This window comes from Oxalobacteraceae bacterium OTU3CAMAD1 (genome assembly GCA_024123915.1).
In the GTDB taxonomy this organism is placed as follows: Bacteria; Pseudomonadota; Gammaproteobacteria; order Burkholderiales; family Burkholderiaceae_D; genus Rugamonas.
Map to the genome: position 1 here is coordinate 718,161 of CP099650.1, position 24,216 is coordinate 742,376.

The 24,216-nt window shown below is 64.8% G+C and carries 23 protein-coding genes; 9 read left to right on the forward strand and 14 right to left on the reverse strand.

Annotated features, from left to right (window positions below; all coding sequences use genetic code 11):
- The first annotated feature begins 37 nt into the window (after positions 1-37).
- From gspD to NHH88_03150, 5 genes are read left to right on the forward strand one after another with little or no spacing between them, the layout of a single operon-like run.
- Positions 38-2,350, forward strand: coding sequence for a type II secretion system secretin GspD (gspD, locus tag NHH88_03130; protein USX14804.1), 2,313 nt, complete (start codon positions 38-40; stop codon positions 2,348-2,350).
- A gap of 14 nt (positions 2,351-2,364) precedes the next feature.
- Complete coding sequence (gene gspE / locus NHH88_03135) at positions 2,365-3,786, forward strand: type II secretion system ATPase GspE (protein ID USX14805.1); 1,422 nt, start codon at positions 2,365-2,367, stop codon at positions 3,784-3,786.
- 10 nt (positions 3,787-3,796) lie between these two features.
- Positions 3,797-5,017 carry a type II secretion system inner membrane protein GspF gene (gene gspF / locus NHH88_03140; GenBank protein USX14806.1) on the forward strand — a complete coding sequence of 407 codons (1,221 nt, stop codon included), beginning with the start codon at positions 3,797-3,799 and terminating at the stop codon, positions 5,015-5,017.
- A gap of 26 nt (positions 5,018-5,043) precedes the next feature.
- Complete coding sequence (locus NHH88_03145) at positions 5,044-5,697, forward strand: hypothetical protein (GenBank protein ID USX14807.1); 654 nt, start codon at positions 5,044-5,046, stop codon at positions 5,695-5,697.
- A 9-nt stretch (positions 5,698-5,706) separates the two neighbouring features.
- The gene (locus tag NHH88_03150) at positions 5,707-7,980 is read left to right on the forward strand and encodes a patatin-like phospholipase family protein (GenBank protein USX14808.1); all 2,274 of its coding nucleotides are present in this window, start codon (positions 5,707-5,709) and stop codon (positions 7,978-7,980) included.
- A 147-nt stretch (positions 7,981-8,127) separates the two neighbouring features.
- Here NHH88_03150 and NHH88_03155 read toward each other — a convergent pair whose 3' ends face one another.
- Complete coding sequence (locus tag NHH88_03155; GenBank protein ID USX14809.1) at positions 8,128-8,613, reverse strand: hypothetical protein; 486 nt, start codon at positions 8,611-8,613, stop codon at positions 8,128-8,130.
- A 181-nt stretch (positions 8,614-8,794) separates the two neighbouring features.
- Between NHH88_03155 and NHH88_03160 the strand changes: the two genes are divergently transcribed.
- Entirely contained in the window at positions 8,795-9,064 is a 270-nt protein-coding gene (locus NHH88_03160) for a type II toxin-antitoxin system RelE/ParE family toxin (GenBank protein ID USX14810.1), read from the forward strand.
- A gap of 41 nt (positions 9,065-9,105) precedes the next feature.
- On the forward strand, positions 9,106-9,411 hold the full coding sequence (locus tag NHH88_03165; protein ID USX14811.1) for a HigA family addiction module antitoxin: 306 nt from the start codon (positions 9,106-9,108) through the stop codon (positions 9,409-9,411).
- A 35-nt stretch (positions 9,412-9,446) separates the two neighbouring features.
- Here the strand turns inward: NHH88_03165 and NHH88_03170 are convergent, their stop codons facing one another.
- A complete protein-coding gene (locus tag NHH88_03170; GenBank protein USX14812.1) occupies positions 9,447-10,193 on the reverse strand; it encodes a helix-turn-helix transcriptional regulator in 747 nt (248 codons plus the stop codon).
- Positions 10,194-10,359: 166 nt separating this feature from the next.
- Between NHH88_03170 and NHH88_03175 the strand changes: the two genes are divergently transcribed.
- A complete protein-coding gene (locus tag NHH88_03175) occupies positions 10,360-10,953 on the forward strand; it encodes a porin family protein (GenBank protein ID USX14813.1) in 594 nt (197 codons plus the stop codon).
- A gap of 43 nt (positions 10,954-10,996) precedes the next feature.
- On the opposite strand, the gene NHH88_03180 is transcribed toward NHH88_03175, so the two are convergent.
- From NHH88_03180 to NHH88_03220, 9 genes are all read right to left on the reverse strand, one after another.
- Complete coding sequence (locus NHH88_03180) at positions 10,997-11,203, reverse strand: hypothetical protein (GenBank protein USX14814.1); 207 nt, start codon at positions 11,201-11,203, stop codon at positions 10,997-10,999.
- 26 nt (positions 11,204-11,229) lie between these two features.
- Positions 11,230-12,570, reverse strand: a complete 1,341-nt coding sequence (hslU, locus tag NHH88_03185) for an ATP-dependent protease ATPase subunit HslU (GenBank protein ID USX14815.1) — start codon at positions 12,568-12,570, stop codon at positions 11,230-11,232.
- The gene (hslV, locus tag NHH88_03190; protein ID USX14816.1) at positions 12,567-13,109 is read right to left on the reverse strand and encodes an ATP-dependent protease subunit HslV; all 543 of its coding nucleotides are present in this window, start codon (positions 13,107-13,109) and stop codon (positions 12,567-12,569) included. Before hslV ends, hslU begins: the two co-directional genes overlap by 4 nt.
- Positions 13,110-13,188: 79 nt before the next feature.
- Positions 13,189-14,514: a hypothetical protein gene (locus NHH88_03195; protein ID USX14817.1), complete on the reverse strand. Its 1,326-nt coding sequence runs from the start codon at positions 14,512-14,514 to the stop codon at positions 13,189-13,191.
- A 173-nt stretch (positions 14,515-14,687) separates the two neighbouring features.
- Positions 14,688-15,134: an RNA polymerase-binding protein DksA gene (dksA, locus tag NHH88_03200; protein ID USX14818.1), complete on the reverse strand. Its 447-nt coding sequence runs from the start codon at positions 15,132-15,134 to the stop codon at positions 14,688-14,690.
- Between the two features lie 123 nt (positions 15,135-15,257).
- Positions 15,258-16,349 (reverse strand): GTP-binding protein, encoded by a 1,092-nt coding sequence (locus NHH88_03205; protein ID USX14819.1) that lies wholly within the window; start codon positions 16,347-16,349, stop codon positions 15,258-15,260.
- Between the two features lie 175 nt (positions 16,350-16,524).
- Positions 16,525-17,460 carry a tyrosine recombinase XerC gene (locus NHH88_03210; GenBank protein ID USX14820.1) on the reverse strand — a complete coding sequence of 312 codons (936 nt, stop codon included), beginning with the start codon at positions 17,458-17,460 and terminating at the stop codon, positions 16,525-16,527.
- An 11-nt stretch (positions 17,461-17,471) separates the two neighbouring features.
- Entirely contained in the window at positions 17,472-18,140 is a 669-nt protein-coding gene (locus NHH88_03215) for a DUF484 family protein (GenBank protein ID USX14821.1), read from the reverse strand.
- Positions 18,141-18,369: 229 nt separating this feature from the next.
- Entirely contained in the window at positions 18,370-19,428 is a 1,059-nt protein-coding gene (locus tag NHH88_03220) for a porin (GenBank protein ID USX17518.1), read from the reverse strand.
- Positions 19,429-19,890: 462 nt separating this feature from the next.
- On the opposite strand from NHH88_03220, the gene NHH88_03225 reads away from it, so the two are divergent.
- Complete coding sequence (locus NHH88_03225; GenBank protein USX14822.1) at positions 19,891-21,486, forward strand: hypothetical protein; 1,596 nt, start codon at positions 19,891-19,893, stop codon at positions 21,484-21,486.
- A gap of 94 nt (positions 21,487-21,580) precedes the next feature.
- Here the strand turns inward: NHH88_03225 and dapF are convergent, their stop codons facing one another.
- The 3 genes from dapF to NHH88_03240 are packed head-to-tail and all read right to left on the reverse strand — an operon-like array spanning position 21,581 to position 24,184.
- Positions 21,581-22,444: a diaminopimelate epimerase gene (gene dapF / locus NHH88_03230; protein USX14823.1), complete on the reverse strand. Its 864-nt coding sequence runs from the start codon at positions 22,442-22,444 to the stop codon at positions 21,581-21,583.
- Between the two features lie 10 nt (positions 22,445-22,454).
- Positions 22,455-23,333 carry a lipid A biosynthesis acyltransferase gene (locus NHH88_03235; GenBank protein ID USX14824.1) on the reverse strand — a complete coding sequence of 293 codons (879 nt, stop codon included), beginning with the start codon at positions 23,331-23,333 and terminating at the stop codon, positions 22,455-22,457.
- Positions 23,330-24,184 (reverse strand): lysophospholipid acyltransferase family protein, encoded by an 855-nt coding sequence (locus NHH88_03240; GenBank protein USX14825.1) that lies wholly within the window; start codon positions 24,182-24,184, stop codon positions 23,330-23,332. Before NHH88_03240 ends, NHH88_03235 begins: the two co-directional genes overlap by 4 nt.
- Between the last annotated feature and the right edge of the window lie 32 nt (positions 24,185-24,216).

Below are 24,216 nucleotides of genomic sequence, written 5' to 3' on the forward strand. Positions count from 1 at the left end.
CAATCGTGGTTACCACACTAGATACAAAGTTCAGACAATGAAAAAACAGTCCGTGAGCAAATCCAATCTTCCCGCGCTGCGCCGCCTGAGCGCGGGTGCGATGCTGTGCTGTGCGCTCGGCGCCGTGCCGACCACCGGGCTGCTGTGGCCGGCCCTGGCCCACGCCGCCGCCGATGACGCCGCGCTGAACTTTGTCGGCGCCGACATCGAGTCGGTGATCAAGGCCGTCGGCCACTACACCAACATCACCTTCGTCATCGACCCGAGGGTCAAGGGCACGATCACGCTGGTGTCGGAAAAATCGATCAGCAAGTCGCAGGCGTTCAGCCTGCTGACCTCGGCACTGCGCCTGCAAGGCTACGCCGTCGTCAGCGGCGACGGCTACGCCAAGGTGGTGCCGGAGGCGGACGCCAAGCTGCAGTCGGGCCCGACGCAAATCGGTTCGGCGCCAACCCAGATCAAGGGCGACCAGATCGTCAGCCAGATCTTCCACCTGAACTACGAATCGGCCGGCAACGTGGTCACGGTGCTGCGTCCGTTGATTTCGCCGAACAACACCATCAACGCCAACCCGGGCAACAACACCGTCGTCATCACCGACTACGCGGACAACCTCAAGCGCCTGGCCAAGATCATCTCCGCGCTCGACGCGCCGGCCGTGGCCGACCTCGACGTGATTCCGGTGCGTTACGCCATCGCCAGCGACCTGGCCTCGATGGTCAACAAGCTGATGGACGCGAGCGGCGGCGGTGGCGCGCCGGGCGCCGGCGGCGGCGATGCCGGCCGGGTCAGCGTGCTGGCCGATCCGCGCACCAATTCGCTGGTGCTGCGCGCGCCGTCGGCGGCCCGCTCCAACCTGGCTAAGTCGCTGATCGCCAAGCTCGACCAGCCGACCCAGGAACTGGGCAACGTGCACGTGGTCTACCTGAAGAACGCCGAGGCCACCAAGCTGGCGCAGACTTTGCGCGCGCTTGTCTCGGGCGACACCTCGTCGACCAACCAGCAGGGCGGCACGGGCACCGGCAACACCGGCCAGGGCAACCAGGGCATGGGCGGCCAGAGTAGCAACACCGGCAGCTTCGGCGGCCAGAGCAGCGGCAGCTCGGCCAGCGGCGGCAGCACCGGCCCGACCAATCCTCTGCTGACGGGCAACAACAATTCGCAACAACAGCAGGGCGGCGGCGGCCAGGCCGGCTACATCCAGGCCGACGCCACCACCAACACGCTGATCATCACGGCGCCGGAATCGATCTACCGCAACCTGCGCGCCGTCATCGACCAGCTCGACGTGCGCCGCGCGCAGGTCTACATCGAGTCGCTGATCGTCGAAGTGACGTCCGACAAGGCCTCCGAGTTCGGCGTGCAGTGGCTGGGCGCCACCGGCAATTCCGACAGCAAGTACCGCCTCGGCGGCCTGCAACAGTCGTCGATCGGCGGGAGCAACAACAACATCGGCAACGTCGCCCTGTCCTTGCTCAACGGCTCGACGTCGACCACCACGCCGACCCTGCCGGGCTCGGGCCTGACGGTGGGCCTGTTCAAGCAGGTCGCCGGCGGCCTCGGTCTGGGCTTGCTGGCGCGCTCGCTGGAGTCCGACGGCAACGCCAACGTGCTGTCGACGCCGAACATGATCACGCTCGACAACGAGCTGGCGACGATTTCGGTCGGCCAGAACGTGCCGATCCTGACCGGCCAGTTCACCACCACGTCCGGCACCAACAGCAACCCGTTCCAGACCATCGACCGCAAGGAAGTGGGCCTGACGTTGAAAGTGCGCCCGCAGATTTCCGAAGGCGGTACCATCAAGCTGGCGATCTATCACGAGACGTCGAGCGTGGATAAATCGACGTTGACGGCCACGGCCGGCATCACCATCAACAAGCGGGTGATCGAGAACAACGTGATCGCCGACGACGGCCAGATCATCGTGCTCGGCGGCCTGATCGAGGACACCGAAGGCGACAGCACCGACAAGACGCGCGGCCTGGGCGACATTCCCATCATCGGCAACCTGTTCAAGTACCAGACCCGCAGCCGCAAGAAGACCAACCTGATGGTGTTCCTGCGCCCGGTCGTGATCCGCAACCAGGAGCAGAGCACCAGCCTGGCAACCGACCGCTACGACTACATGCGCTCGTCGCAGGAAGCGATCAAGCCGCCGCAAAGCGTGCTGGTCGAGGACCTGGGCCAGCCGGTGCTGCCGCCGCTGCAAAACGGCGTGCTGAGCGGTGGCGGCGTGGTCGCCAAGCCGATTCCGCCGGCGCCGATTCCGCGCGTGCCGGGCCGCGCAGAGAACCTGCAGCCGCAACAACAACCGCAGCAGCAGCAACAGCAACAACCCGCGCAGTGAGATGAGCCACAGCCATGAGTAATCTTTTACCTTACGCCTTCGCCCGCGACTTCGTCGTGCTGGCGCAGCAGAGCGACGCGGCCGAGCACACGGTCGACGTCATGGTGTGCGGCGCCACGGCGCCGGCCGCCATCGCCGAGGTGTCGCGCCGCTTCGGCCGCATCCAGCTCAAAAGCATGACGCGCGCCGACCTCGAGACCGCCATCGCGACCGCCTACGCCAGCGCCGGCGGCAACGCCTCGATGGTGGCCGACGAGTTCGATGCCGAGCTCGACCTGACCAAGCTGTTGCAGGACGTGCCGGCGATCGAGGATTTGCTCGAATCGTCCGACGACGCGCCGGTGATCCGCATGATCAACGCGCTGCTGACGCAGGCGCTGCGCGACAGCGCCTCCGACATCCACATCGAGCCGTTCGAGCAAACCTCGGTGGTGCGCTTCCGCGTCGACGGGTCGCTGCGCGACATCGTGCGTCCGCGCAAGGCGATCCATGGCTCGCTGATCTCGCGTATCAAGATCATGGCGCAGCTCGACATCGCCGAGAAGCGCCTGCCGCAGGACGGCCGCATCACTTTGCGCATCGGCGGCAAGCCGGTCGACGTGCGCGTCTCGACCCTGCCGACCGGGCATGGAGAGCGCGCCGTGCTGCGTCTGCTGGACAAGGAGGCGGGCCGCCTCGACCTGAACCACCTGGGCATGAGCGAGAAGATGCTGCCCAAGTTCGACTCGCTGATCAACCAGCCGCACGGCATCGTGCTGGTGACCGGGCCGACTGGTTCGGGCAAGACCACCACCCTGTACGCGGCGCTGTCGCTGCTGAACGCGGCCACCACCAACATCATGACGGTGGAAGACCCGATCGAGTACGACTTGAACGGTGTCGGCCAGACGCAGGTCAATCCACGCATCGACATGACCTTTGCCAAGGCGCTGCGCGCAATCCTGCGCCAGGACCCGGACGTGATCATGATCGGCGAGATCCGTGACCTGGAAACGGCGCAGATCGCCGTGCAGGCTTCGCTGACCGGTCACCTGGTGCTGGCGACCCTGCACACCAACGACGCCGCCGCCGCCGTCACGCGATTGCTGGACATGGGGATCGAACCGTTCCTGCTGTCGTCGTCATTGCTGGGCGTGCTGGCGCAGCGGCTGGTGCGCAAGCTGTGCGGCCACTGCAAGACCTTCGACGGCCAACTGTGGCACGCGGTCGGCTGCGAGCACTGCGGCCACACCGGCTACCAGGGCCGCGTCGGCGTCTATGAATTCCTGGAGACGACGGAACAAATCCGCGCCCAGATCCACAACCGCGCCTCGGAGGCCGAGGTGAAGGCCGCCGCCATCGGCAGCGGCATGCAAACCATGCGCGACGACGGCGAGCGTTGGCTGGCCGCCGGCATCACCACGCAGGCCGAGTTGCTGCGCGTGACCAAAGACTAGGCCGACGACGATGCCCGCATTCCGCTATGAAGCCGTCGACGCCGGCGGCGCCACCAAAAAAGGCGTGCTCAACTCCGACAGCGCGCGGTCGGCGCGCTCCGAGTTGCGTACCCTGGGGCTGGTGCCGCTGAAGGTCGACGCCATCGCCGCGCAGATCGACGCCTCCGGCGTGGCCAAGAGCCGTGGCTTCGGCGAACGCCTGTCGACCACCGAGCTGGCGCTGTTCACGCGCCAGCTGGCCAGTTTGCTCGAAGCAGGCCTGCCGCTGGAGCAGGCCTTCACCGCGCTGCTGGAGCAGGCCGAGCGTCCGTACATGCGCGACCTGATCGCGTCGATCCGCTCGGAAGTCATCGGCGGCGCCGCGCTGTCGGACGTGCTGGGACGCCATCCGCGCGACTTCGCCGAGATCTACCGCGCGCTGGTGGCCTCGGGCGAGCAGATCGGGCAACTGTCGCGCGTGCTCTCGCGCCTGGCCGACTACATCGAGCGCCGCAACGCGCTGGTGCAAAAGGTGCGGCTGGCGTTCACCTATCCGGCCATCGTCACCGTGGTGGCGTTCTCGATCGTGATCTTCCTGCTGACCTATGTGGTGCCGCAGATCGTCTCGGTGTTCGCCAACACCAAGCAGAAGCTGCCGGTGCTGACCATCATCATGCTGGCCGTGTCCGACTTCGTGCGCAACTACGGCATCGTGGTGGCGATCCTGCTGGTGGGCGCGTGGTTCATGTGGCGCCGGGCGCTGCAGAATCCGGCGCTGAAGCGGCGCTGGCACACCTGGCTGCTGACGGCGCCGCTGTACGGCAAGTTCGAGCGCAGCCTGAACACGGCGCGCTTCGCCAGCACCTTGGCGATCACCACCGGCTCCGGCGTGCCCATCCTGCGCGCGCTGGAAACCAGCCGCGACACGCTGTCCAATGTTGCCATGAAGGAGCTGGTCGAGGAGGCCAGCGACGCCGTGCGCGAGGGCGTGAGCCTGGCGCGCTCGCTGTCGGCGCAAAAGCACTTTCCGCCGATGCTGATCCACATGATCCGCGCCGGCGAGATCACCGGCGAGCTGCCGGCCATGCTGGACCGCGCGGCCGCCGCGCAGGAGTCCGATCTGGAGCGCCGCACCCTGACCATCGCCGGCCTGCTGGAGCCGGCGCTGATCCTGGCGATGGGCGTGGTGGTGCTGCTGATCGTGCTGGCCGTGCTGATGCCCATCATCGAAATCAATCAGCTGGTACGCTGACAAGGGAAGTTATGAAGCATGAATCTATGAAGCGTTTGCCCCTGCTCGGCAGCGTGCTGGCCGTGGTGCTGCTGTCGGCGTCGCTGGCGTATTGGGGCTTGCAGTTGTTCAAGCCGCCGCAGCGCGCGATCGCCGCGCCGCCGCCGCCACCGCCGGTGGCGCTCAACCTGGACGCCGCCAAGGGCCTGTTCGGCGGCCAGATTTCGGTCGCCGCCGCCAGCAACTACCAGCTCAAGGGCGTGGTTGCCTCGCGCGGCGTCGGCAGCGCCGCCATCCTGGCCGTCGACAACAAGCCGGCGCTGGCGCTGGGCATCGGCAAAGAAGTGGTGCCCGGTGTGACCGTCAAGGAGGTGCATCCGAAGTATGTGCTGCTGTCCGAGGGCGGCGCCATCAAGCGTATCGATTTGCCGAGCGACGCCGGCGCCACCAGTTCGCCGGGACCGGCCGGCGGCCAGCCGTATCAGACTATGCAACCGGGGCAGCAGGGATCGCCTCCGCCGCCCGCGCCGGCGCCGCAGCCGGCCATGCAGCCGCCGCCGGCCATGCAACCGACACCAGCGATGCAACCGGGGCAGCCGACACCGCAGCAACAGCAACAACAACAGCAGCAGAATCCGCCACGTTCCAGCACGTCGTCGACCACCATCGCGCCCGTTCCCGGCTTCGACCGTCAACAATAAGAGAGGCATATGGTTATCGCCCGCTCCCTGGCCGCAGCTGTTTGCTGCGGCTTTTTCTTGTCCATCGCCGGTTTCGGCGCGTCGGCGCAGACGCCGGTCCATCCGAATGCCGCCTCGGTGGCGCCGGTTGTGGCCCCGGCGGCGGCCGATGCCGGCGCCAAGTCGCGCCCCAAGATCGCGCTGGTGCTGTCCGGCGGCGGCGCGCGCGGCTTCGCCCACATCGGCGTGCTGCGCGCGTTGCAGGAGTTGCGCATCCCGGTCGATTTCGTCGTCGGCACCAGCATGGGCAGCGTGGTCGGCGGCGCCTTCGCCGCCGGCAGCTCGGTCGAGCAGCTGGAGCAACTGGTGCGCCGCACCGACTGGAACGCGGTGGTGGCGGACCGTCCGCCGCGCGACCAGCTGGTGTACCGCCGCCGCGAGGAGGATTTGCTGCTGCCGTCGCGCATCGAGCTGGGCGCCCGCATGGACGGCGTGACGTTGCCGCCTGCCGCCGCCGGCAACGAGGCGCTGGAGCTGGCGCTGACGCGGGTGCTGCCGCATGGCGCGCGCGACAAGCCGGTCGACCTGCTGCAGTTGCCGTTCCGCTCGGTCGCGTCGGACCTGGTCACCGGCGAGCTGGTGGAGCTGCGCGACACGCCGCTGTTCCTGGCGATGCGCGCCTCGCTGGCGGTGCCGGGCGTGTTCGCGCCGGTGCGTGTGAACCAGCGCCTGCTGGTCGACGGCGGCCTGGTGCGCAACCTGCCGGTCGACGTGGCGCGCGAGATGGGCGCCGACATCATCATCGCCGTCAACGTCGGCACGCCGCTGGCGCAGGAGAAGGAACTGGTCAGCGCGGTCAGCGTCGCGCAGCAGATGTTGCAGATCCTGACCGAGCAGAACGTCCAGCGCTCGCTCAAGGACCTGCGGCCGGACGACATCTTGCTGGCGCCGGACCTGGGCGGCATCGGTTTCCTCGATTTCGGCAGCTACGACCGCGCGATGAAGGAGGGCGAGGCGGCGGTGCGGTCCATGAGCGACAGGTTGGTGCGACTGGCGCTGCCGGAGACGCAGTACGCCGCGTACGAAACCGCTCGCCTGTCGGCGCCGGTGCCGATCGACCAGCCGGTGCGGCTGGCCAAGCTGGAGGTGGCGCCGAGCGGACGCATCAACCCGCAGGCGCTGGCCGTGCAATCGGGGCTCAAGGTCGGGCAAATGATCACCAGCGAACAGGCGCAGCACGCGGGCAACCAGTTGTTCGGACGCGGCGACCTGGCGCGCGTGGAGACCGAGATACGCGACGACCAGGACGGCCGCAGCGTGTTGATCAAGCCGACCGAGGCCGACTGGGCGAGCAGCCGCCTGCGGGTGGGCCTGGAACTGAACAGCGACTTCACCGACAACAACGCCTACGAGCTCAAGGTCATGCACGTGCTGTCTTCGCTTAACGACTGGGGTGCGGAACTGCGCACGGTCGCGCGCGTGGGCACGGAGCGCGTGATCGGCTCGCAGTGGTGGCAGCCGCTGGGGGCAGGGTCGCAATGGTATGTGGCGCCCGAGCTGCAGTACGGCTCGTCGGCGTTCGACGTGTTCGATGCCTCCGGCTTCCGCCAGGCGCGCTTAGGCTACAACGCCAAGACCGTGTCGGTGGCGCTGGGCCGCCAGTTCGGCAACTGGGGCGACTTGCGCTACACGGCGTCGCGGCAGACGGTCACTTCCCAGCGCACCATTCCGCACGACGCGCGCGAGGCGCGCGACTCGCAAAACGTCAGCGCGCTGTCGTTCAATATCGACAGCCTGGACACGGTGGCGTTCCCGACCCGTGGCACCTTGTTCACGGTCGAGTTGCAGCGGCTGATGACGCGCGGGCGCGACGGTCCGGTGCCGGCGCGGCAGAGCGTGCAAGCGTTGAAGGCATTCAGCTTTGGCAGCTGGGCCGGCCACGTGTATGGCGAGTGGGCGCGCAACCAGGGCAGCGAGTCGCAATCGACCCTGGGCGGCTTCCTGCGGCTGTCGGGCACCACCACCAACTCGGTGCTGGGCAGCCGCACCGTGCTGGGCCGCGTGGTGATGGCGAAGCGAATCGGCGTCATGCCAACCGCGCTGGGCGGCGACGTGCGGCTGGGCTTCTCGCTGGAGAGCGGCGCCGCCTACGGGCCGGAAAATCAGCTCAAGCTGGGATCGCTGAAGCAGGCCGCCAGCGGCTTCGTCGCCGTCGACACGCGGTTCGGGCCGCTGTATTTCGGCTCCGGCGCCACCAAGTCGGGGGACAGCAGCTTGTATCTGTTCCTGGGGCCGATTTGGTGATGTTGCGGTGAAGGCACCGGGTCAGGTATGGCGCCCTTGGCGATTTGACTGAAAAGGCGAGTTTCAGCAGTTGCTGAAACTCGTCTGTTTAATGAAAGACCGTACAGAGCAGCGGTTGCCGAGCTGGAAATTTGGCTGATCATTGGATCAGGTTTCCCTATTTTCCGGTTTAAGGTTTACGCGCGCTGGCGCGGCGACCGTAAAACCATGGTGTTCCAAGACTGCTTTGCAAACGTCGAGAAATGACGGGATGTCCAGATCGTGTTTTGCGTCATTTACGCGCCAGCTGCAGATCTTGAAGTCGGCGGGGCCAAGGCCGTTCCCAACGTGGTCGACTGTGGGGAGCTTGGCGAAGCCGTGCTTATAAGTGCGACCGCCTTCGAACGATTCAGTGTTGTTGTAGCGGCTTAGCAGAGCCCAGTCCAGTGCCTCACCCGTATAGGCATCGCGTCCGCTACCCATCACCACTGCTTCATGGATGGCAACGCGATACGCTTCTCCGATGGCGCTGACATTGCCGCGCTTACGATCACGTTTTACGTGAGCCTGCGCCTTATGCGTGAGCCACCGTAAATATGTGGCTTGGTCGGCGATCCCAACGAGGAAGGCAGGCAGAGCGTATTTCTTCGACATTGCGTCTCCATCAGGTTGTTACTGATCATACCCGAACTTCCAAGGATGTTTGGAGGGTGACTAGCTTTGACACCTCCCGAACTGACTTGAGTTATCCTGAAGCCATCGGTACCTGTTTCGAGACGATGTTTTTGATCTTTGGCATATTGACTGTTATCCGGTTAACAGGTAAGGTTTTTCCATGTCAATCCAATCCTTCGCATGTGATGACACGAAAGCCCTGTTCACAACAGGTAGGTGTCGCCGATTCGCCAACATCAAGAACGTCGCCGAGCGGAAGTTGGCCCAGCTTGATGCCGCGCCTTCAGTGAGCTTTATGAAAGCTCCTCCGGGTAACGATTTGAAGGAGTACAGCGGCGCGTGGCATGTCCGGATCAACGATCAATGGCGCCTTACGTTCAAGTGGGGTGAAAACGGGCCCTACGATGTGCTGATCGAAGATCCTCATTAGCCGACGATCGCGAGGAACGGAAACGAAAAACGGAGTTCATCATGTTCAAAAATGGTATGCGTCCGGTCCACCCCGGCGAAATTCTGGTGGAAGACTACATCAAGCCCATGGGTGTTAGTGTGCGGGCGGTGGCGTTGGCCTTGCATGTCCCTTACTCGCGTCTCAGCGAAATCACCAAAGGCCAGCGAGGCGTGAGCGCGGATACGGCCCTTCGTCTCGAACGCTATTTTGGGAGCGAAGCGCAAGGCTGGTTGAACCTTCAAAGTGCCTATGATCTTCGTGTCGCCGAAATCTCTGCCGGAAAGGCGATCGCAAAGGCCATCAAGCCCCTTGCTCAAGCCCTTTAACTCGATAGCAATTGCGACCGTATCCGCCGGGTCGGTCAAATCTTTTGCTGGGAGCGCCGCAGCGCGGTGAAGGCGGCAAATTCCCATGAGCGGAAGCCGACCAGCAGGGTGAAGCCGTCGCGCTCCTGCGGCGCCAGTTTGCGGTCGCCTTGGTGCAGGCGCGCAAGTTCGCCGGCCAGTTGCTGGATACGCCCCACCAGCTCCTGCGCGCTCGGCAGCGACAGCCGTGCGGGCAGGCACAGCAAGGTCTCCCCGGCGCCGTCGAAGCTGCCGCCGAAGTAGTCGGCCACCGCGTGCTCGCGGAAAAATTGCTGCACCGGGCCGTCCGGCAGCCATCTAAAGGCGTTCGATACGCGCAGACGGTAGCGGTTCATCGGCTTGAGTTCGATCACGCCAAGGCGGTCCAGCTCGGCCAGCAGCATGATGCATTCGGGTTCGGTCAGGTCGTAGGTTTCCAGCACCTGCTCCAGGGTCCAGTGGCCGAGGCAGCAGATTGCCATCAGCAGCAGATGCGGCTGCGCCAGCAGCGATTTTTCCTGGGTCAGGGTCAGCGCGTCGGCCTGCGGCGTGGCGTCGGCGGCACCGCGCAGCACGTCCTCCATCGCCACCCCGGCCGCCTTGCAGATTTGCGCCAGCCGCGATAGCGACATGTCCTGCTGGCCGAACATGCGCTTGACGCTGGACTCGCTCATGGCGATGCGCTCGGCGAGCATTTTGTAGGTGACGCCGGCGGTCCGCATCTGGGTCCGCAGTACCTGCAACAGCAATTCCGGTGAACTCATGGATGCCCTTAGTAAAAAAACAAAGGTATCGTAGCACGGTACTTGCTGTGCTGAAAAGTGGTTCCTGGAACATTCAAATAGGACAACGCGCGGATGTGGGCCACACTGCGTCCGCTGTCCCTCGTAGAAGGGACGGCGCCCAGAATCACTTCAAACCAGGAAACCTATGTCCACCATGATCAAAACCCTGTGCGCCGGCATGATTGCCGCGCTGTCCAGCTTCTCCAACGTCCAGGCGGCCGATGCCGCGCCTGTCTCTCCCGGCTACATCGGCGCGGATATCGGCGCCGTGGTCGCCAACGGCAACACCAGTGCGCTCACCCGGGTCTACGGCGGCCTGACGATGGGCAGCAGCGTGGCGTTCGACCTGCGGCAGGTGCATGCGTTGGAATTGATGTTGTTTACGACGAGGCTGAGGGACGACGGTTTTGGCCAGTACGACTATTACATCTCTGGCATCAAGACGCGGGCCAACGGTGTTGCCCTGAGCTGGACCACCGCCGTGAAATTGAATGACAACTGGTCGCTGACCAGCAGGTTGGGCGCGACATACACGCACGCCAAGAACAGCTATGACACCCCGAACGCCTACAGCTGGAGCCGCGACACGGCCAACGTCATCGCCGGCGTGGGCGCGGCCTACAAGCTCAGTCGGAACGTTTCCGCCACGGTGGACGTGAACTACATGCCGATCAAGCTCGACAGCTACAGCAAGAGCGATGCGGCCGTGGTGAGCGCCGGCCTCAAATACAACTTCTAGATCACCCGAGAGCGGGCGCCACCACCGGCGCCCGCTGACGGTTTTACTGCTCGTCCGGGTCCGGCTTCAGCCTGGCCTTGGCCAGCAGGCGCTTGGCGGCCTGGCGTTCGGCCGCCGCCGGTTTGGCGTGCGGGCCGGCGCCGCCGGCGCGCGCCTTGGCCGCCAGCGCCACCGGGTTGCGCGGCGGCTTTTGCGACGGCTCCACTCGGATCGTCATCTTCTGCCGCGTCGACAAGGCCTTGTTCGCCATCTTGGTCCCTTCCTTACAGCACGCGGTTACAGCACATACCGCGACAGGTCTTCGTTGACCGCCAGCGCGTCGAGCCGCTCGTTGACGTAGGCCGCGTCGATGGTGATGACCTTGCCGCCGTCCTCGCTGGCGGTGAACGACAATTCCTCCAGCAGCTTTTCCATCACCGTGTACAGACGCCGCGCGCCGATGTTCTCGGTGCGCTCGTTGACCGAGTAGGCGATCTCCGCCAGGCGCGTGATGCCCTCCGGCGAGAACTCGATCTTGACGTTCTCGGTTGCCAGCAGCGCCTCGTACTGCTTGGTGAGGCAGGCGTCGGTGCTGGTGAGGATGCGCTCGAAATCGGCGATCGACAGCGACTCCAGTTCGACCCGGATCGGGAAGCGGCCCTGCAGCTCCGGGATCAGGTCGGACGGCTTGGCCAGGTGGAAGGCGCCCGACGCGATGAACAGGATGTGGTCGGTGCGGATCATGCCGTACTTGGTGTTGACGGTGGTGCCCTCGACCAGCGGCAGCAGGTCGCGCTGCACGCCGGCGCGCGAGACGTCGGCGCCGCCCACTTCCGAGCGCGAGGCGATCTTGTCGATCTCGTCGAGGAAGACGATGCCGTTCTGCTCGACGTTCTGGATCGCCTTCTGCTTCATCTCGTCGTCGTTGACCAGCTTGGCGGCTTCCTCGTCGATGAGGAACTTCATCGCCTCCTTGATCTTGACCTTGCGCGCCTTCTTGCGCGCGCCGCCGATGCCGGAGAACATCGACTTGATCTGTTCGGTCATTTCCTCCATGCCCGGCGGGGCCATGATTTCCATCTGCGGGCCGGTCTCGGCCAGTTCGATCTCGATTTCCTTGTCGTCCAACTCGCCCTGGCGCAGACGCTTGCGGAAGGTCTGGCGCGTGGCGTCGCCGGCCTGCGGCGCGTCCGACGGCGTCGACTGGTGGAAGCCGAAGTCGCGCGCCGGCGGCAGCAGGATGTCGATCACGCGGTCCTCGGCGGCATCCTCGGCGCGGGTGCGCACCTTGGCCATCTCTGCCGAGCGGGTCTGCTTGATGCCGATGTCGATCAGGTCGCGGATGATGGTGTCGACGTCGCGGCCCACATAGCCGACCTCGGTGAACTTGGTGGCCTCGATCTTGATGAACGGCGCGTCGGCCAGCTTGGCCAGGCGGCGCGCGATCTCGGTCTTGCCGACGCCCGTCGGGCCGATCATCAGGATGTTCTTGGGCGTGATCTCGTGGCGCAGCGGCTCCTCCACCTGCTGGCGGCGCCAGCGGTTGCGCAGCGCGATGGCGACCGCCTTCTTGGCCTTGCCCTGGCCGACCACGTGTTTGTCGAGTTCGCCGACGATTTCATGGGGAGTCATGTTCATGCTGGTTCCAGTGTTTCAACGATGTGATTCAAGTTGGTGTAGATGCACAACTCGCCCGCGATGGTCAGTGACTTTTTGACGATTTCGGCGGGCGACAGTTCCGTGTTTTCCACCAAAGCCTTGGCGGCGGACTGGGCGTAGGTTCCGCCCGAGCCGATGGCGCCGATGCCGTCCTCCGGCTCGAGCACGTCGCCGTTGCCGGTGATCACCAGGGTCGACTCGCTGTCGGCCACCAGCAGCATCGCCTCCAGGCGGCGCAGCACGCGGTCGGTGCGCCAGTCCTTGGCCAGCTCGACGGAGGCGCGCAAGAGGTTGCCCTGGTGTTTTTCCAGCTTGCCTTCAAAGCGGTCGAGCAGGGTGAAGGCGTCGGCGGTGCCGCCGGCGAAGCCGACCAGGACCTTGCCCTGGTAGACCTTGCGCACTTTGCGGGCCGTGCCCTTCATGACGATGTTGCCCAGCGTAACCTGGCCGTCGCCGCCGAGGGCGACGTCTTTGCCGCGGCGCACGCACAGGATGGTGGTACCGTGAAATTGTTCCATATTGACCTCAGAGTAATGACGCGAACTGCTTCAAGACTGAAAAGTGGGGCTGGAAACCGGAATTGCAAGTTAGTACAAATTAGTACTTGTGCGGATAGAGCCGGGCGATGTCGCCGTAGCCGAGTAATCTTAACAGGGCCGTGACCAGATGGTTCACGTCGCGGAATTCGATTTTGCGGCCCTCGGCGGCGAGCGGCTGCAGGCAGGCGTGCAGGCCGATGGCGGCCGGATAGTCGATGCGCAGCAGCCGCGAGCAATCGAACACGATGGTCTGGTATAGCCCGGCATAGTGCTCGATGGCCGGCAGCAGCGGGCCGAGCTGGTTTTCCATGACCGAAGGCAACATGAAGCGGTCCGGCGACGCCGGCAACCGCTGGGCCGGCGCCATCGCCACCTTGTGCGGAGCGACGAACGATGGCGGCGACACCTCGAAGGTGACGCAATAGTCCATGCCGGTTTCCTCGAATTCCTTTTCGCGGTTCAGCAATTGCAGCAGTTCGAGCAACAGCAGCCACGGCCCCTCGGTGTCGTCGGGGCGGCCGATGGCGATGCCGGCGCGGATCTGCGCGGCCAGTTCGGCCGCGCCCATCAGGATCAGTTCGCGCTGGAGGGCCTGCAGCCGGCGCAGGGTGTCGAGCAGCAGCCAGCAGGCGGACGCCTCGATGTCGGTGACGCGATGAAATTCCAGCCGCAGCACCGGGTGCGCGTCGGCCAGGCGCAGCAGGTCTTCGAGCTGGCTGGCGATCTGTTCGCCGAGCACGCCGCTGAAGGTGGCGGTGGGCGTCACGCCGGCCCAATCGGGCGAGGCGGCCGCCGGGTCGGCCGGCGCGCGCCACGGCGGCGGCGAGGTTTCGAAGGTGCTGACATAGTCGATCGACAGGTTGTCGAAGCGCTCCTGCTGGCCGCCGACCTGGTACAGGTCGAACAGCATCCACCAGACGGTGCGGTCCTGGCTGGCGCCCACGCTGTCGGTCAGCATTTGCTCGGCCGCCGCGCTTTGGCCGTTGGCATAGAGGATGGCGATCTCCTCGACCACCGGCGCGGACTGCGCCGCCACGGCCGCCTCGGGCAGGTCGTCGTCACGCAGCAGCAGGGTGGTGGGGAGGTCGGCCAGCGCCTCGGTGTCGGGGCCGTCGCCAGCGGCGCCGCCGGCCCGTCCCGGGCGCTGGCGCTGGCTGCCCCAGGCCGGTTCCGGCTCGTTAAAGATGTCGAACGCCATCGCCGATTCGATGGCGTCGATTTTCATGGCGGTGGCGCGGGCGATCTCGCGTTGGCGCGCCTGCTGGTGCTGGCGCGCGGTTTCGCTGTTGGCGGCCAGCCGCGCGGCGGCGTCGTCGCTGAGCGGGTCCGGCGCCTCGTCAGGGCGCCCTTGATCGGTTTTTTTGAATAGCGAAAACAGTCCCACGCTTTCCTCGTTGTCGTCGGGCGTCAGCGTAGTGTAGCGGAAGGGAAAGAGGATTACTTGTTACGGATGGGAAGGGTGTATAGAAAACACGTAAAACAGCACGTAAAAAAGCACGCGGCGGGCGCGTGCTTTCCGACTTGCGTCGGCCGGCCGCGTGTGGCCGGCCGGCGGACTCAGTCGCCGTACAGTTTTTGCTTCAGTTCGCGGCGCTGTTGCGCTTCCAGCGACAGGGTGGCGGTCGGACGGGCGATCAGGCGCGGGATGCCGATCGGCTCGCCGGTTTCCTCGCACCAGCCGTAGTCGCCGCCGTCGATGGCGACGATCGACTGCTGGACTTTCTTCAGCAGTTTGCGCTCGCGGTCGCGGGTGCGCAGTTCCAGCGCGTGTTCTTCTTCGATCGTGGCGCGGTCGGCCGGGTCCGGTACGAGCACGGTTTCGCGCAGGTGTTCGGTGGTTTCGCCGGCGTTTTTCAGCAGCTCTTTCTCAAGGGCCTGCAGCTTTGCTTTGAAAAACGCCATTTGTGCCGGATTCATGTAATCCTTTTCATCCATCTTCAGAATTTCTTCTTCGGTCAGGACGCGGTCGGCGGCGGCGGGGGTCGATTTATTAGTTTTGGTCATAACTTCGCTTACCTTCGATACGACAGAGTTTTCAAATTAATCAGCCCGGATTTCGTGGCAATCACCGTGGCAACTTGGTGACAACTTAGTGACAAATTGCCATCCCCACAAAACCCGGATAGTTTATACCAGACATTGTTCCAAACCGCTAATAAAGATGTCTTTTGGCAGATTTTTACCTATAAACACCATTTTGCTGCCGCGAACGTCGTTTTCTCCCCATTTCGCGCCCAGATCGCTGCCCATAATTTGGTGCACGCCCTGGAACACCACCTTGCGATCGGCGCCCTGCATCAACAATACGCCTTTGTAGCGCAGCATGCGAGGACCATAGACGTTTACCAGCCCGCCGAGGAATTCGTCCAGCTTGGCGGTGTCGAACGGGCGTGTACTTTTGAACACAAACGCGGCGATGTCGTCGCTGTGGTGGCCGTGGTGGTGGTTGTGGTCGTGACCGCCGTGGCCGTGGCCTTCATGGCCGTGATCGTGGCCATCGTTGTGACCATGATTGTGGCCGCAGTGCTCGTCGTGCACGTGGTCGTCGTCGTGGACCTGGTCGGTCGTCAGGAAGTCGGGGTCCAGTTCCAGCTTGTCATTCAGGTTGAAGCCTTTGAGGTCCAGCACGTCGGTCAGCGGGGCGCGGCCGAAATCTGCCTTGCCGATCGGCGCGCGCGGATTGATGCGCTTGAGGCGGGCGGTCAGGGTGGCCAGCTCTTCCTCGGTGACCAGGTCGGTCTTGGACAGCAGCATCTTGTCGGCGAACCCGACCTGGCGCTGCGCTTCCTCGTGCTGGTCCAGTTGGTCCATGGCGTGGCGCGCGTCGACCACGGTGACCACCGCGTCCAGCATGTAGTGAGTGCCCACTTCCTCGTCGACGAAGAAGGTCTGCGCCACCGGGCCCGGATTGGCCAGGCCGGTGGTCTCGATGACGACGCGGTCGAAGTGCAGCTCGCCGGCAGCGCGCTTTTGCGCCAGGCCGGTCAACGCCACAATCAGGTCGCCGCGCACGGTGCAGCAGATGCAGCCATTGTTCATTTCGACGATCTGTTCGCCGCTATCCTGGACCAGGATTTCGTTGTCGATGTTTTCCTGCCCAAACTCGTTTTCGATGACGGCGATGCGCATGCCGTGCTGTTCTTGCAAGATGCGGTTGAGCAACGTGGTCTTGCCGGCGCCAAGGAAGCCGGTCAGGATGGTGGTGGGGATCAGTTCCATGTTCAAGCAGCCTGAGTCTGGTGGTCGGGAACCCTATATGGGGCTCAACTGCAAAAATGCAATCGGCCGATTATGCCGGAATTTCAATTGTGCTAGCAATTGGTCCGATTGAGCAGTGTCAGTACGGGCCTGATTTACACGTTATTCGCCGTGCTGTTCGTCGTATTCCCGCTCTTTATTTCACCTTGGCGCGCGGATGGGCCTTGTCGTACACCTCGGCCAGATGCTGGAAATCGAGGGCGGTATAGACCTGCGTCGAGCTGATGCTCGAATGCCCCAGCATTTCCTGCACCGCCCGCAGGTCGCCCGACGATTGCAGCACGTGCGAGGCGAAGGAATGGCGCAGCATGTGCGGGTGCACGTGCACCGGCGCGCCGCCTGCCACGCCATGGGCCTGCAAGCGCTGCTGGATGACGCGCGGCGAGACCCGGGTGCCACGGGTGCTGACGAACAGCGCGTCGCCGCCGTCGACCGGCGCCGGGCGCACGGCGATCCATGCCGCCAGCGCATCGAGCGCGGCGGCGCCCACCGGCACCACGCGGCGCTTGTTGCCCTTGCCGGTGACGATCACTTCGCGGTTGTCGAGGTCGACCCAGCCCAGCGCGTCCTTGCCGGCGGTCAGGTCGAGGCCGGCCAGTTCGGACACCCGCAGGCCGCTGGAATACAACAGTTCGAACATGGCGCGGTTGCACAGGTCCGCCGGTTCGGTGCCGGTACCGGCGCGTGGCGTGGACGGCGCGACCAGCCGCACGGCGTCGTCGACCGACAGCGCGCGCGGCAATGTCTTGGCGCGTTTGGGCGCGCGCACGCCCTGCACCGGATTGGACGACAGCGCGATGCGGTCGCCCAGCCAGCCGAAAAATCCGCGCCAACTGGAGAGTTTGCGCGCGATAGAGCGCGGATCGAGGTCTTTTGCGTGCAGTTTGGCGGTCAGCCGCCGGATCAGGAAATGGTCGATCGCCTGCCAGTCGTGGCCGTCCGACAGCGCGGCCAGCTCTTGCAGGTCGCGCGCATAGGCGGAGGTGGTGTGCGCCGACAGCTTGCGCTCGGTGCGCAGATAGCCGAGATAGGCGTCGATCCAGGCCAGCTTGCTGTCCGGTTCGGCGCCCATGGTGTCGCCCCTTAGGCCAGCAGCCAGGCCAGCGCGGTGCTGGAGGTTTCGCCGATGTGGACCAGGAAGTCGGTCGCCATCAGCGAGGTGAAGCGGGCCGGATCGGCCGAGCCCAGGATCAGCAGGCCGAAGGCGTTCTTGTTGCCCGGCTTGCGCAGCGGGATGATCACGGTCGAGGTGATGCCGGAGGCGTCGTCGAGCCAGCGCACCGCTTCGAAGTCCTTGTTGGTGCCGCAATACGGCGCCATCAGGCTGTTGGCGAAGATGCGCGCGTCTTCAGACACGCCTTTGACGAACCATTCGCCGTCGTACTCGGCCTCGGTGTCCCAGATGCGCAAGGTCACCTGCGGCACGTCGAAGGCCGACTTCAGGCCGCTGACCACCGAGTGTGGCATGGAACCCACATCCTCGGCTTCCAGCAGCACCTTGGTCCAGCGGTGGAACTTGTTGGCGATGGCTTCGTTTTCGGAAGCCAGCCGCATCAGGTTGCTCATGCGCAGTTCCAGCGCCTTGTACTTGTCGCGCATCACTTCCATCTGCCGCTCCTGCAGCGAGACGGCGCGGCCGGTGATGGGGCTGGCCAGTTTGATTTCACCGAGCAAGTCAGCGTGTTCTTCGAAGAAGTGCGGGTGGTCTGTCAGATACTGCGCAACAAGTGTGGAATCCAGTGGGACGGTCATGGGTACTCTATATGTGGTTAGGCCAGGCGCAGCGTAATTGTTCACGCGCCGGCGGCGGCTCGTGGCGGATTGCGCCGTTCCGGCTAATCCGCCCTACGACACATTTTAACCGACGCAAGGGTTTGTACTAAACGAAAACTGTGCGATGCGGCACGCGAAAAAAAACGGACAAGGTCGCCCTTGTCCGTATCCCCAACGTCACACCAGCGGTTCTTGCCGACCGCGAGGTTTAGAAGTTGTGATGTATGCCGAGACTGTAGAAATTAAACGTCGCGGCAGGGGTGATTTTTTTGCGGGCCGCATCGACGTACAGATAGGTGCGGGCCGACAGGTTGTAGTCGTAACCGATCGAGACCTGTTTGGTCTTGGCGATGTTCGGATTGTTGGCCTGGTTGTCAGGTTTTTTCTGGCCGTAACCGGCGCGGATCAGGCCAGGGCCGATCGTGTAGTTGGCGCCGATCAGCCATGCCTTGGTTTCAGGATTGATCAGTACGCTTTCTTCCTGGTCCTGCTTCTGGTACGAGCCCATCAGCTTCAAGGCCGGGATCGGTTTGAACGAGGCGCCGACCGACCACAGCTTGGTGTCGACGGCGTTGCGCTCATAGGCGCCATAGGCGGCGAACGGGCCGCTGGTAGCGGTGGCGCTGAGCGAGTAAGGCACCACGGCGGCCTTGCTATTGGCCGGGAACTGCGGCGCCAGCGTGGTGCCGCGGCCAATGATGACCGGGTTGTTGTTGGCTTCCTTGGAGGCCACGGTGGCGTTCAGCTGGAAGATGCCGCCGATCACTGGCGTGTTGTAGAACACGGCGTTGGAGAAGCGATTGGCCGAGTTACCGGCAGCGCTCAGCGGATCGCTGGTGTAGCCGGCCACTTGCAGGTCGGTCTGGTAGCCGGCGGAGGCCGGCATGCCGCTCCATGGCTCGAAGGCGGTGCTGGTTTCCTGGAACGCGGTCAGGCCGCGGCCGATGCGCACGGTGCCGAAGCCGCCTTGCAGGCCGACCCGGCTCTGGCCCTGGAACAGTGGGCGGGTGGTGTTTTCGATGACGCCGGTGTCCGGCTCATAGCGGATCTCCAGCTGGAACAGGGCCTTGAGGCCGTTGCCCAGGTCCTCGACGCCGCGGAAACCCAGCTTGTTGTTGTCGCGCTTGCCGACCAGAGTACTGGTGTTGCCGGAGTTGGTGCGCTTGGAAAGGCCTGCATCCAGAGTGCCATAAATGGCGACGGACGATTGCGCGGATGCAGCGCCGAACGCGCCCATGAGTGCCACGGCCACTAAAGATTTTTTGATCATTTGAGTTATTCCTTTTTAGAGAAAATCGTACAAAGTTCCAATGCTGTCGGGCCGCTGCATCTCTCCCCGGTTGGATCGAACCTTAAAGGCTCACCGGAACAAACGCGTTGGAATGGTCGACTATGGCGGCTTGTTTGTGTCAAAAGCAGGTGAATCGCGGCTTCTTGTTGTATTTTCGAAACGCTTGATCGGCAGTCCACAAGCCGCGCTCTTGGCCTTGGTCGTCACAGGGTCTAACCTGCTATTGGTGCATTATTTCTTTTCATGAAAGCATCAAAACAGTTCCAGCGTACAGGGGCGGCAGGGGGTTCGAGCTTGTGGCAGATCAAGCGGCCGCGCATTATGTCTAGGGTGTGGCGTCGATGGCACGCTACACTTGGAGTCTCATGGTGATCCGGCCCGTCTGGCAACGACGCCGATGCACCGCCCGCTTCGATAAATCACATTCATAGTGAGACGATGGCAAATCGAGAAGAGTTAGGGATCATACGGGGCGCCCGCGCGGGAGACGCGGTCTGCCAGTTAGCGTTGGGGAAGCTGTATCTGTTTGGCGGCGCCAGCCTTCCGTTGAGCTTGCCGACGGCGCTGCACTGGCTCAACCGCGCCGCGCTGCAGGACCAGGATGAAGCCTGGATGCTGATCGGCAGCCACGTCCCCTACGAACACGCCCAACACTGCCTTCCAGCCGTGCTGCCTTGGTACGACCGCGCGTACGACGCCGGCGTCGAGCAGGCCGGTGTGGTGCTCGCGCAACTGGTGCTGAACCAGCTCGCGCAGAACGACGCCTCCCTTGTCCCGCAACAGGCCCAGCTGCGCGACAAGGCGCTGCAAGCGCTCGACACGGCCGCCCGTTCCGGCTCGGTGGAGGCGCAATGGCTGCTGGCCCAGCAGGGCGGCGCGCCGGCGGCCAACGCGGCGCAGGTGCCGGCGTCGCCGTCCGCGCGCGCCGTACGCGGTCCGCGCCCGCCATCACATCGGGCCAGCGTGCGCCAGCCATGGCACGCGCACACGCTCGACCACGGCATGGCGCCGGCCCACTACGCGATGCTCGACGAAGCCTGGCACGGCGACCGTGACGTGTTTTTACAACGCGCGATGCCGCCGCTGCGCAAGCTGCTGGCCGACGCTCCGGGCGACGCCGAGGCGGCGCGGACGGCGGACTGGCCGCTCGGCCCGCAACAGCTGACTTTGCTTTCGCGCTGCGCCAGCCTGCTCGGCAGCGCGCCCGAGTACGAAGCCGAACTGCGGCAATGCCGCGAACTGGCCGCGCATGGCGGCGAGCGCTGCGCGCAGCTGGCGCTGGGCCTGTGGTTCGCGCGCATGGACAGCGACGGCAAGCGGCAGACCAAGGGCATCGCCGCCGTCAACTTCAAGCGGGCGATACGCTGGCTGACCCTGGCGGGCGAGCAGGGCCTGGCCGACGCCTGGTTCGCGTTGTCGCGCATTTATCTGAAACCGGAGTTCTCGCAGCGCTGCGTGGCCGAGGCATTATCCTATCTGGAGCGGGCGGCGGAAATGGGCCACTGCGGCGCCCAGCTCGAATGCGGCATGTACGCCTGGCGCAACCGCCGCAACGACGAGAGCAGCGACGTGCGCGCGGTGTATTGGCTGCAGAAGGCGGCGGCGCAGGGCTGCGACGAGGCGGACGCGGCACTGGAGCGGATCGCGCAGTCGCCCAAGGAGTCGGGCTGGACGGAAAGCATTGCCGGCTGCGTCACGCGCGAGCTGACGGTCAGCCAGCCGTTGCTGGCGGCGCGGCTGGAACTGGCGGAGTTGTTTGGATTGAGCCGGGCCGAAGCGCTGCTGCTCGATGTCAAGGCGGCCGACCAAGGGCATTGCCTGGTGGTCGATATCCGCGCAAGTTACGGGCGCAGCAAGCGGCGCTTGATTTTGCTGCGCACCGCCCGCGAGCGCCAGGCGCTGGACCGCATCAGCCGCCTGTTCGACGCGGTCGATGGCGGCCCGGATGGCCCGGAGGGCAATTACCGCCAGCGCCTGTACCGGCTCAAGACGTGGCTGCCGGCGGCGGACGGGGATGATCTGCTGGCTGCTTGAAGACCCGCACGGCCATCCGGGGTCGTACCCCTCGGGGTACGACCCCTAGTCGGTGGCGCATGCGTCGAGGCAAAAGGCCGCAGGGTCACCCGAATCAAATTTCCATCTCGCCTTCGAACACCGTCACGGCCGGGCCGGTCAGCAGCACCGGCTGGCCTTCGCCCGCCCAGCTGATCGACAGCTGGCCGCCGCGCGCGTCGACCCGCACCGGGCTGTCGAGCAGGCCGCGCGAAATGCCGGCCACCGCCGCCGCGCAGGCGCCGGTGCCGCAGGCCAGGGTCTCGCCGACGCCGCGCTCGAACACGCGCAGCTTGATGTGTCCGCGATCGACGATCTGCATGAAGCCGGCGTTGACCCGGTTCGGGAAACGCGGATGGTGCTCGATCAGCGGGCCGTTCAGTTCCACCGGCGCCGTGTCGACGTCGTCGACCACCTGCACCGCGTGCGGATTGCCCATCGACACGGCCGAGATCAGCACGCTTTCCTTGGCGCCCGCCAACTCCAGCACCAGCGGCCACAAGGTGGCGCCGCCCTGGCGTTCACCTTGCAAGCCTTCGGCGTCGAACGGCACGCGCGCGGGATCGAGCACCGGCGGCCCCATGTCCACGGTGATGCTGCCGTCCGCCTCCAGCCGGGGCGCGATCACGCCGGCCTTGGTTTCGACCTTGATGCTCTGCTTGTCGGTCAGCCTTTTTTCCGAGACGAACTTGACGAAGGCGCGCGAGCCGTTGCCGCACTGTTCCACTTCGCCACCGTCGGCGTTGAAGATGCGGTAGCGGAAATCGACATCGGGCTGGACGGATTTTTCCACCAGCAGGATCTGGTCGGCGCCGACGCCGAAGCGGCGGTCGCCCAGCAGCTTCCATTGCGCCGCCGTCAGGTCGATCTTCTGGTTGATGCCGTCGATGACCACGAAGTCATTGCCGGCGCCGTGCATTTTGGTGAATTTGAGTTTCATCGTCAGTCTTCTACTTGGAAGTTTGGTATAGCGAGGGCTCGCCGTTGGGCCGCGTCTTGAAGCGCTTATGCGTCCAGAAATACTCCGACGGCGCTTCGCGCACCCTTTCCTCGATGAACTCGTTCATGCGGCGGGTGGCGGCGACCATGTCGGGTCCCGGGTAATTGTCCCACACCGGATAGAACTTCACACGATAACCTTGATAGTTTGGCAGGAAGGTGGCGATCACCGGCATCACCTGGGCGCCGGTGGTGGCGGCGATGCGCGCCGTGGCCGTCAGGGTGGCCGCCTGGATGCCGAAGAACGGCACGAACTCGGCATCCTTTTCGCCGAAGTCCATGTCCGGCAGCATGAAGTAGGGCAGCTTGTCGCGCAGCGCCCTCAGGATGGGCTTGATGCCGTCCTGGCGGGTGAACAGCTTGACCGGCTTGAAGCGGGCGCGGCCGGCGCGCAGCACCTTGTCGAAGGCGGTGTTCTTTTGCTGCACATACATCGACGAGGCGCTGGCCACCATCGCGATCGAGGCGCCGGCCACGTCCAGGCAGACGAAGTGCGGGCACAGCAGGATGGTCGGCTGGGCCGTCATCTCCGCCACCGGCACCGGGCCAGGCTCGACCCGGATCAGTCGCCGCAGGCGCGCCTCGGAGGCCCACCACAGGATGCCGCGCTCCCACACGCTGCGCGAGTACGCCTGGAAATGGCCGCGCGCGATGTCAACCCGCTCGGCCTCGGTCAACTCCGGCATGCACAGGCGCAGATTGGTCAGCGCGATATGGCGGCGCGAGCGCAGGGTCATGAACAACAGGCTGCCGGTCAGCTTGCCGATACGGCCCAGCAGCGGCAGCGGCAGCCAGTGCAACAGCCACATCAATCCCAGCAGCAGCTTCATGCCTGGCCTCCCGCCGCGACCGGCGCGGCGATGCCGGCCGGCACCTTGTAGCGGTTGTAGCTCCAGTAATACTGTTCCGGATTGCGGGCGATCAGGCGCTCCATGGCGGCGTTGATGGCGCGCGCCTGCTCGGCCGTGCCGCCGTCGAGCGAGCCGTCGAACGGCACGAAGCGCACGACGAAACCTTTGCCGCCGGGCAGGCGCTCGGCGTAGGTCACGATGATGGTGGCGTCGCCCATCTGCGCCAGTTTGGCCGGCAGCGTCATGGTGTAGGCGCTGCGGCCGAAGAAATCGGCCCACACGCCTTCGCCCTCCTGCGGCACCTGGTCGGGCAGCACGCCGATCGGCTTGCCTTTCTTAAGGAACTTGGCCAGCATGCGCACGCCCGACATATTGGCCGGCGCCAGCAGCAGGTTCTTGCGCGCGCGCGCGCCCTCGACCAGCGGCTTGAGCGCGGCCTGTTTGGGCGGGCGGTACATCACCATCAGTTCGGTGCGCAGCGCAATTTCCTGCGCGACGATTTCAAAACAGCCCAAGTGTGGCGTCAGGAACACGATCCCGCGTCCCGCGTCCAACTCCGTTTGCACCAGGTCCCAGTTCTCCGCGTGGGCCAGGCGCGACACCCGCCCGGGCGACGCGCACCAGACAAATGGCAGTTCGACGATACTTTTTCCGGCCTCGGCGATGGCGGCCGACAGGTGCCCCGAATAGCCCGCAAGGGCCATGTTCTCGCGCATACGCCGACGATGCGAGGGAGAACACAGATAAACGAGCCAGCCCAGCGCGGCGCCCACCGCGTGCAGCAGCGGCAGCGGGAAAATGGATAAAAAGCGGAAAAGATAAACAAGCATGAAGTTAAATCGTTAATATCAAGGAGTGTTCG

Bases quoted from the DNA above. Each gene is read 5' to 3' on its own strand.
- gspD (USX14804.1), top strand. From the start codon at position 38: ATGAAAAAACAGTCCGTGAGCAAATCCAATCTTCCCGCGCTGCGCCGC.
- gspE (USX14805.1), top strand. From the start codon at position 2,365: ATGAGTAATCTTTTACCTTACGCCTTCGCCCGCGACTTCGTCGTGCTG.
- gspF (USX14806.1), top strand. From the start codon at position 3,797: ATGCCCGCATTCCGCTATGAAGCCGTCGACGCCGGCGGCGCCACCAAA.
- NHH88_03145 (USX14807.1), top strand. From the start codon at position 5,044: ATGAAGCGTTTGCCCCTGCTCGGCAGCGTGCTGGCCGTGGTGCTGCTG.
- NHH88_03150 (USX14808.1), top strand. From the start codon at position 5,707: ATGGTTATCGCCCGCTCCCTGGCCGCAGCTGTTTGCTGCGGCTTTTTC.
- NHH88_03155 (USX14809.1), bottom strand. From the start codon at position 8,613: ATGTCGAAGAAATACGCTCTGCCTGCCTTCCTCGTTGGGATCGCCGAC.
- NHH88_03160 (USX14810.1), top strand. From the start codon at position 8,795: ATGTCAATCCAATCCTTCGCATGTGATGACACGAAAGCCCTGTTCACA.
- NHH88_03165 (USX14811.1), top strand. From the start codon at position 9,106: ATGTTCAAAAATGGTATGCGTCCGGTCCACCCCGGCGAAATTCTGGTG.
- NHH88_03170 (USX14812.1), bottom strand. From the start codon at position 10,193: ATGAGTTCACCGGAATTGCTGTTGCAGGTACTGCGGACCCAGATGCGG.
- NHH88_03175 (USX14813.1), top strand. From the start codon at position 10,360: ATGTCCACCATGATCAAAACCCTGTGCGCCGGCATGATTGCCGCGCTG.
- NHH88_03180 (USX14814.1), bottom strand. From the start codon at position 11,203: ATGGCGAACAAGGCCTTGTCGACGCGGCAGAAGATGACGATCCGAGTG.
- hslU (USX14815.1), bottom strand. From the start codon at position 12,570: ATGAACATGACTCCCCATGAAATCGTCGGCGAACTCGACAAACACGTG.
- hslV (USX14816.1), bottom strand. From the start codon at position 13,109: ATGGAACAATTTCACGGTACCACCATCCTGTGCGTGCGCCGCGGCAAA.
- dksA (USX14818.1), bottom strand. From the start codon at position 15,134: ATGACCAAAACTAATAAATCGACCCCCGCCGCCGCCGACCGCGTCCTG.
- NHH88_03205 (USX14819.1), bottom strand. From the start codon at position 16,349: ATGGAACTGATCCCCACCACCATCCTGACCGGCTTCCTTGGCGCCGGC.
- NHH88_03210 (USX14820.1), bottom strand. From the start codon at position 17,460: ATGGGCGCCGAACCGGACAGCAAGCTGGCCTGGATCGACGCCTATCTC.
- NHH88_03215 (USX14821.1), bottom strand. From the start codon at position 18,140: ATGACCGTCCCACTGGATTCCACACTTGTTGCGCAGTATCTGACAGAC.
- NHH88_03225 (USX14822.1), top strand. From the start codon at position 19,891: ATGGCAAATCGAGAAGAGTTAGGGATCATACGGGGCGCCCGCGCGGGA.
- dapF (USX14823.1), bottom strand. From the start codon at position 22,444: ATGAAACTCAAATTCACCAAAATGCACGGCGCCGGCAATGACTTCGTG.
- NHH88_03235 (USX14824.1), bottom strand. From the start codon at position 23,333: ATGAAGCTGCTGCTGGGATTGATGTGGCTGTTGCACTGGCTGCCGCTG.
- NHH88_03240 (USX14825.1), bottom strand. From the start codon at position 24,184: ATGCTTGTTTATCTTTTCCGCTTTTTATCCATTTTCCCGCTGCCGCTG.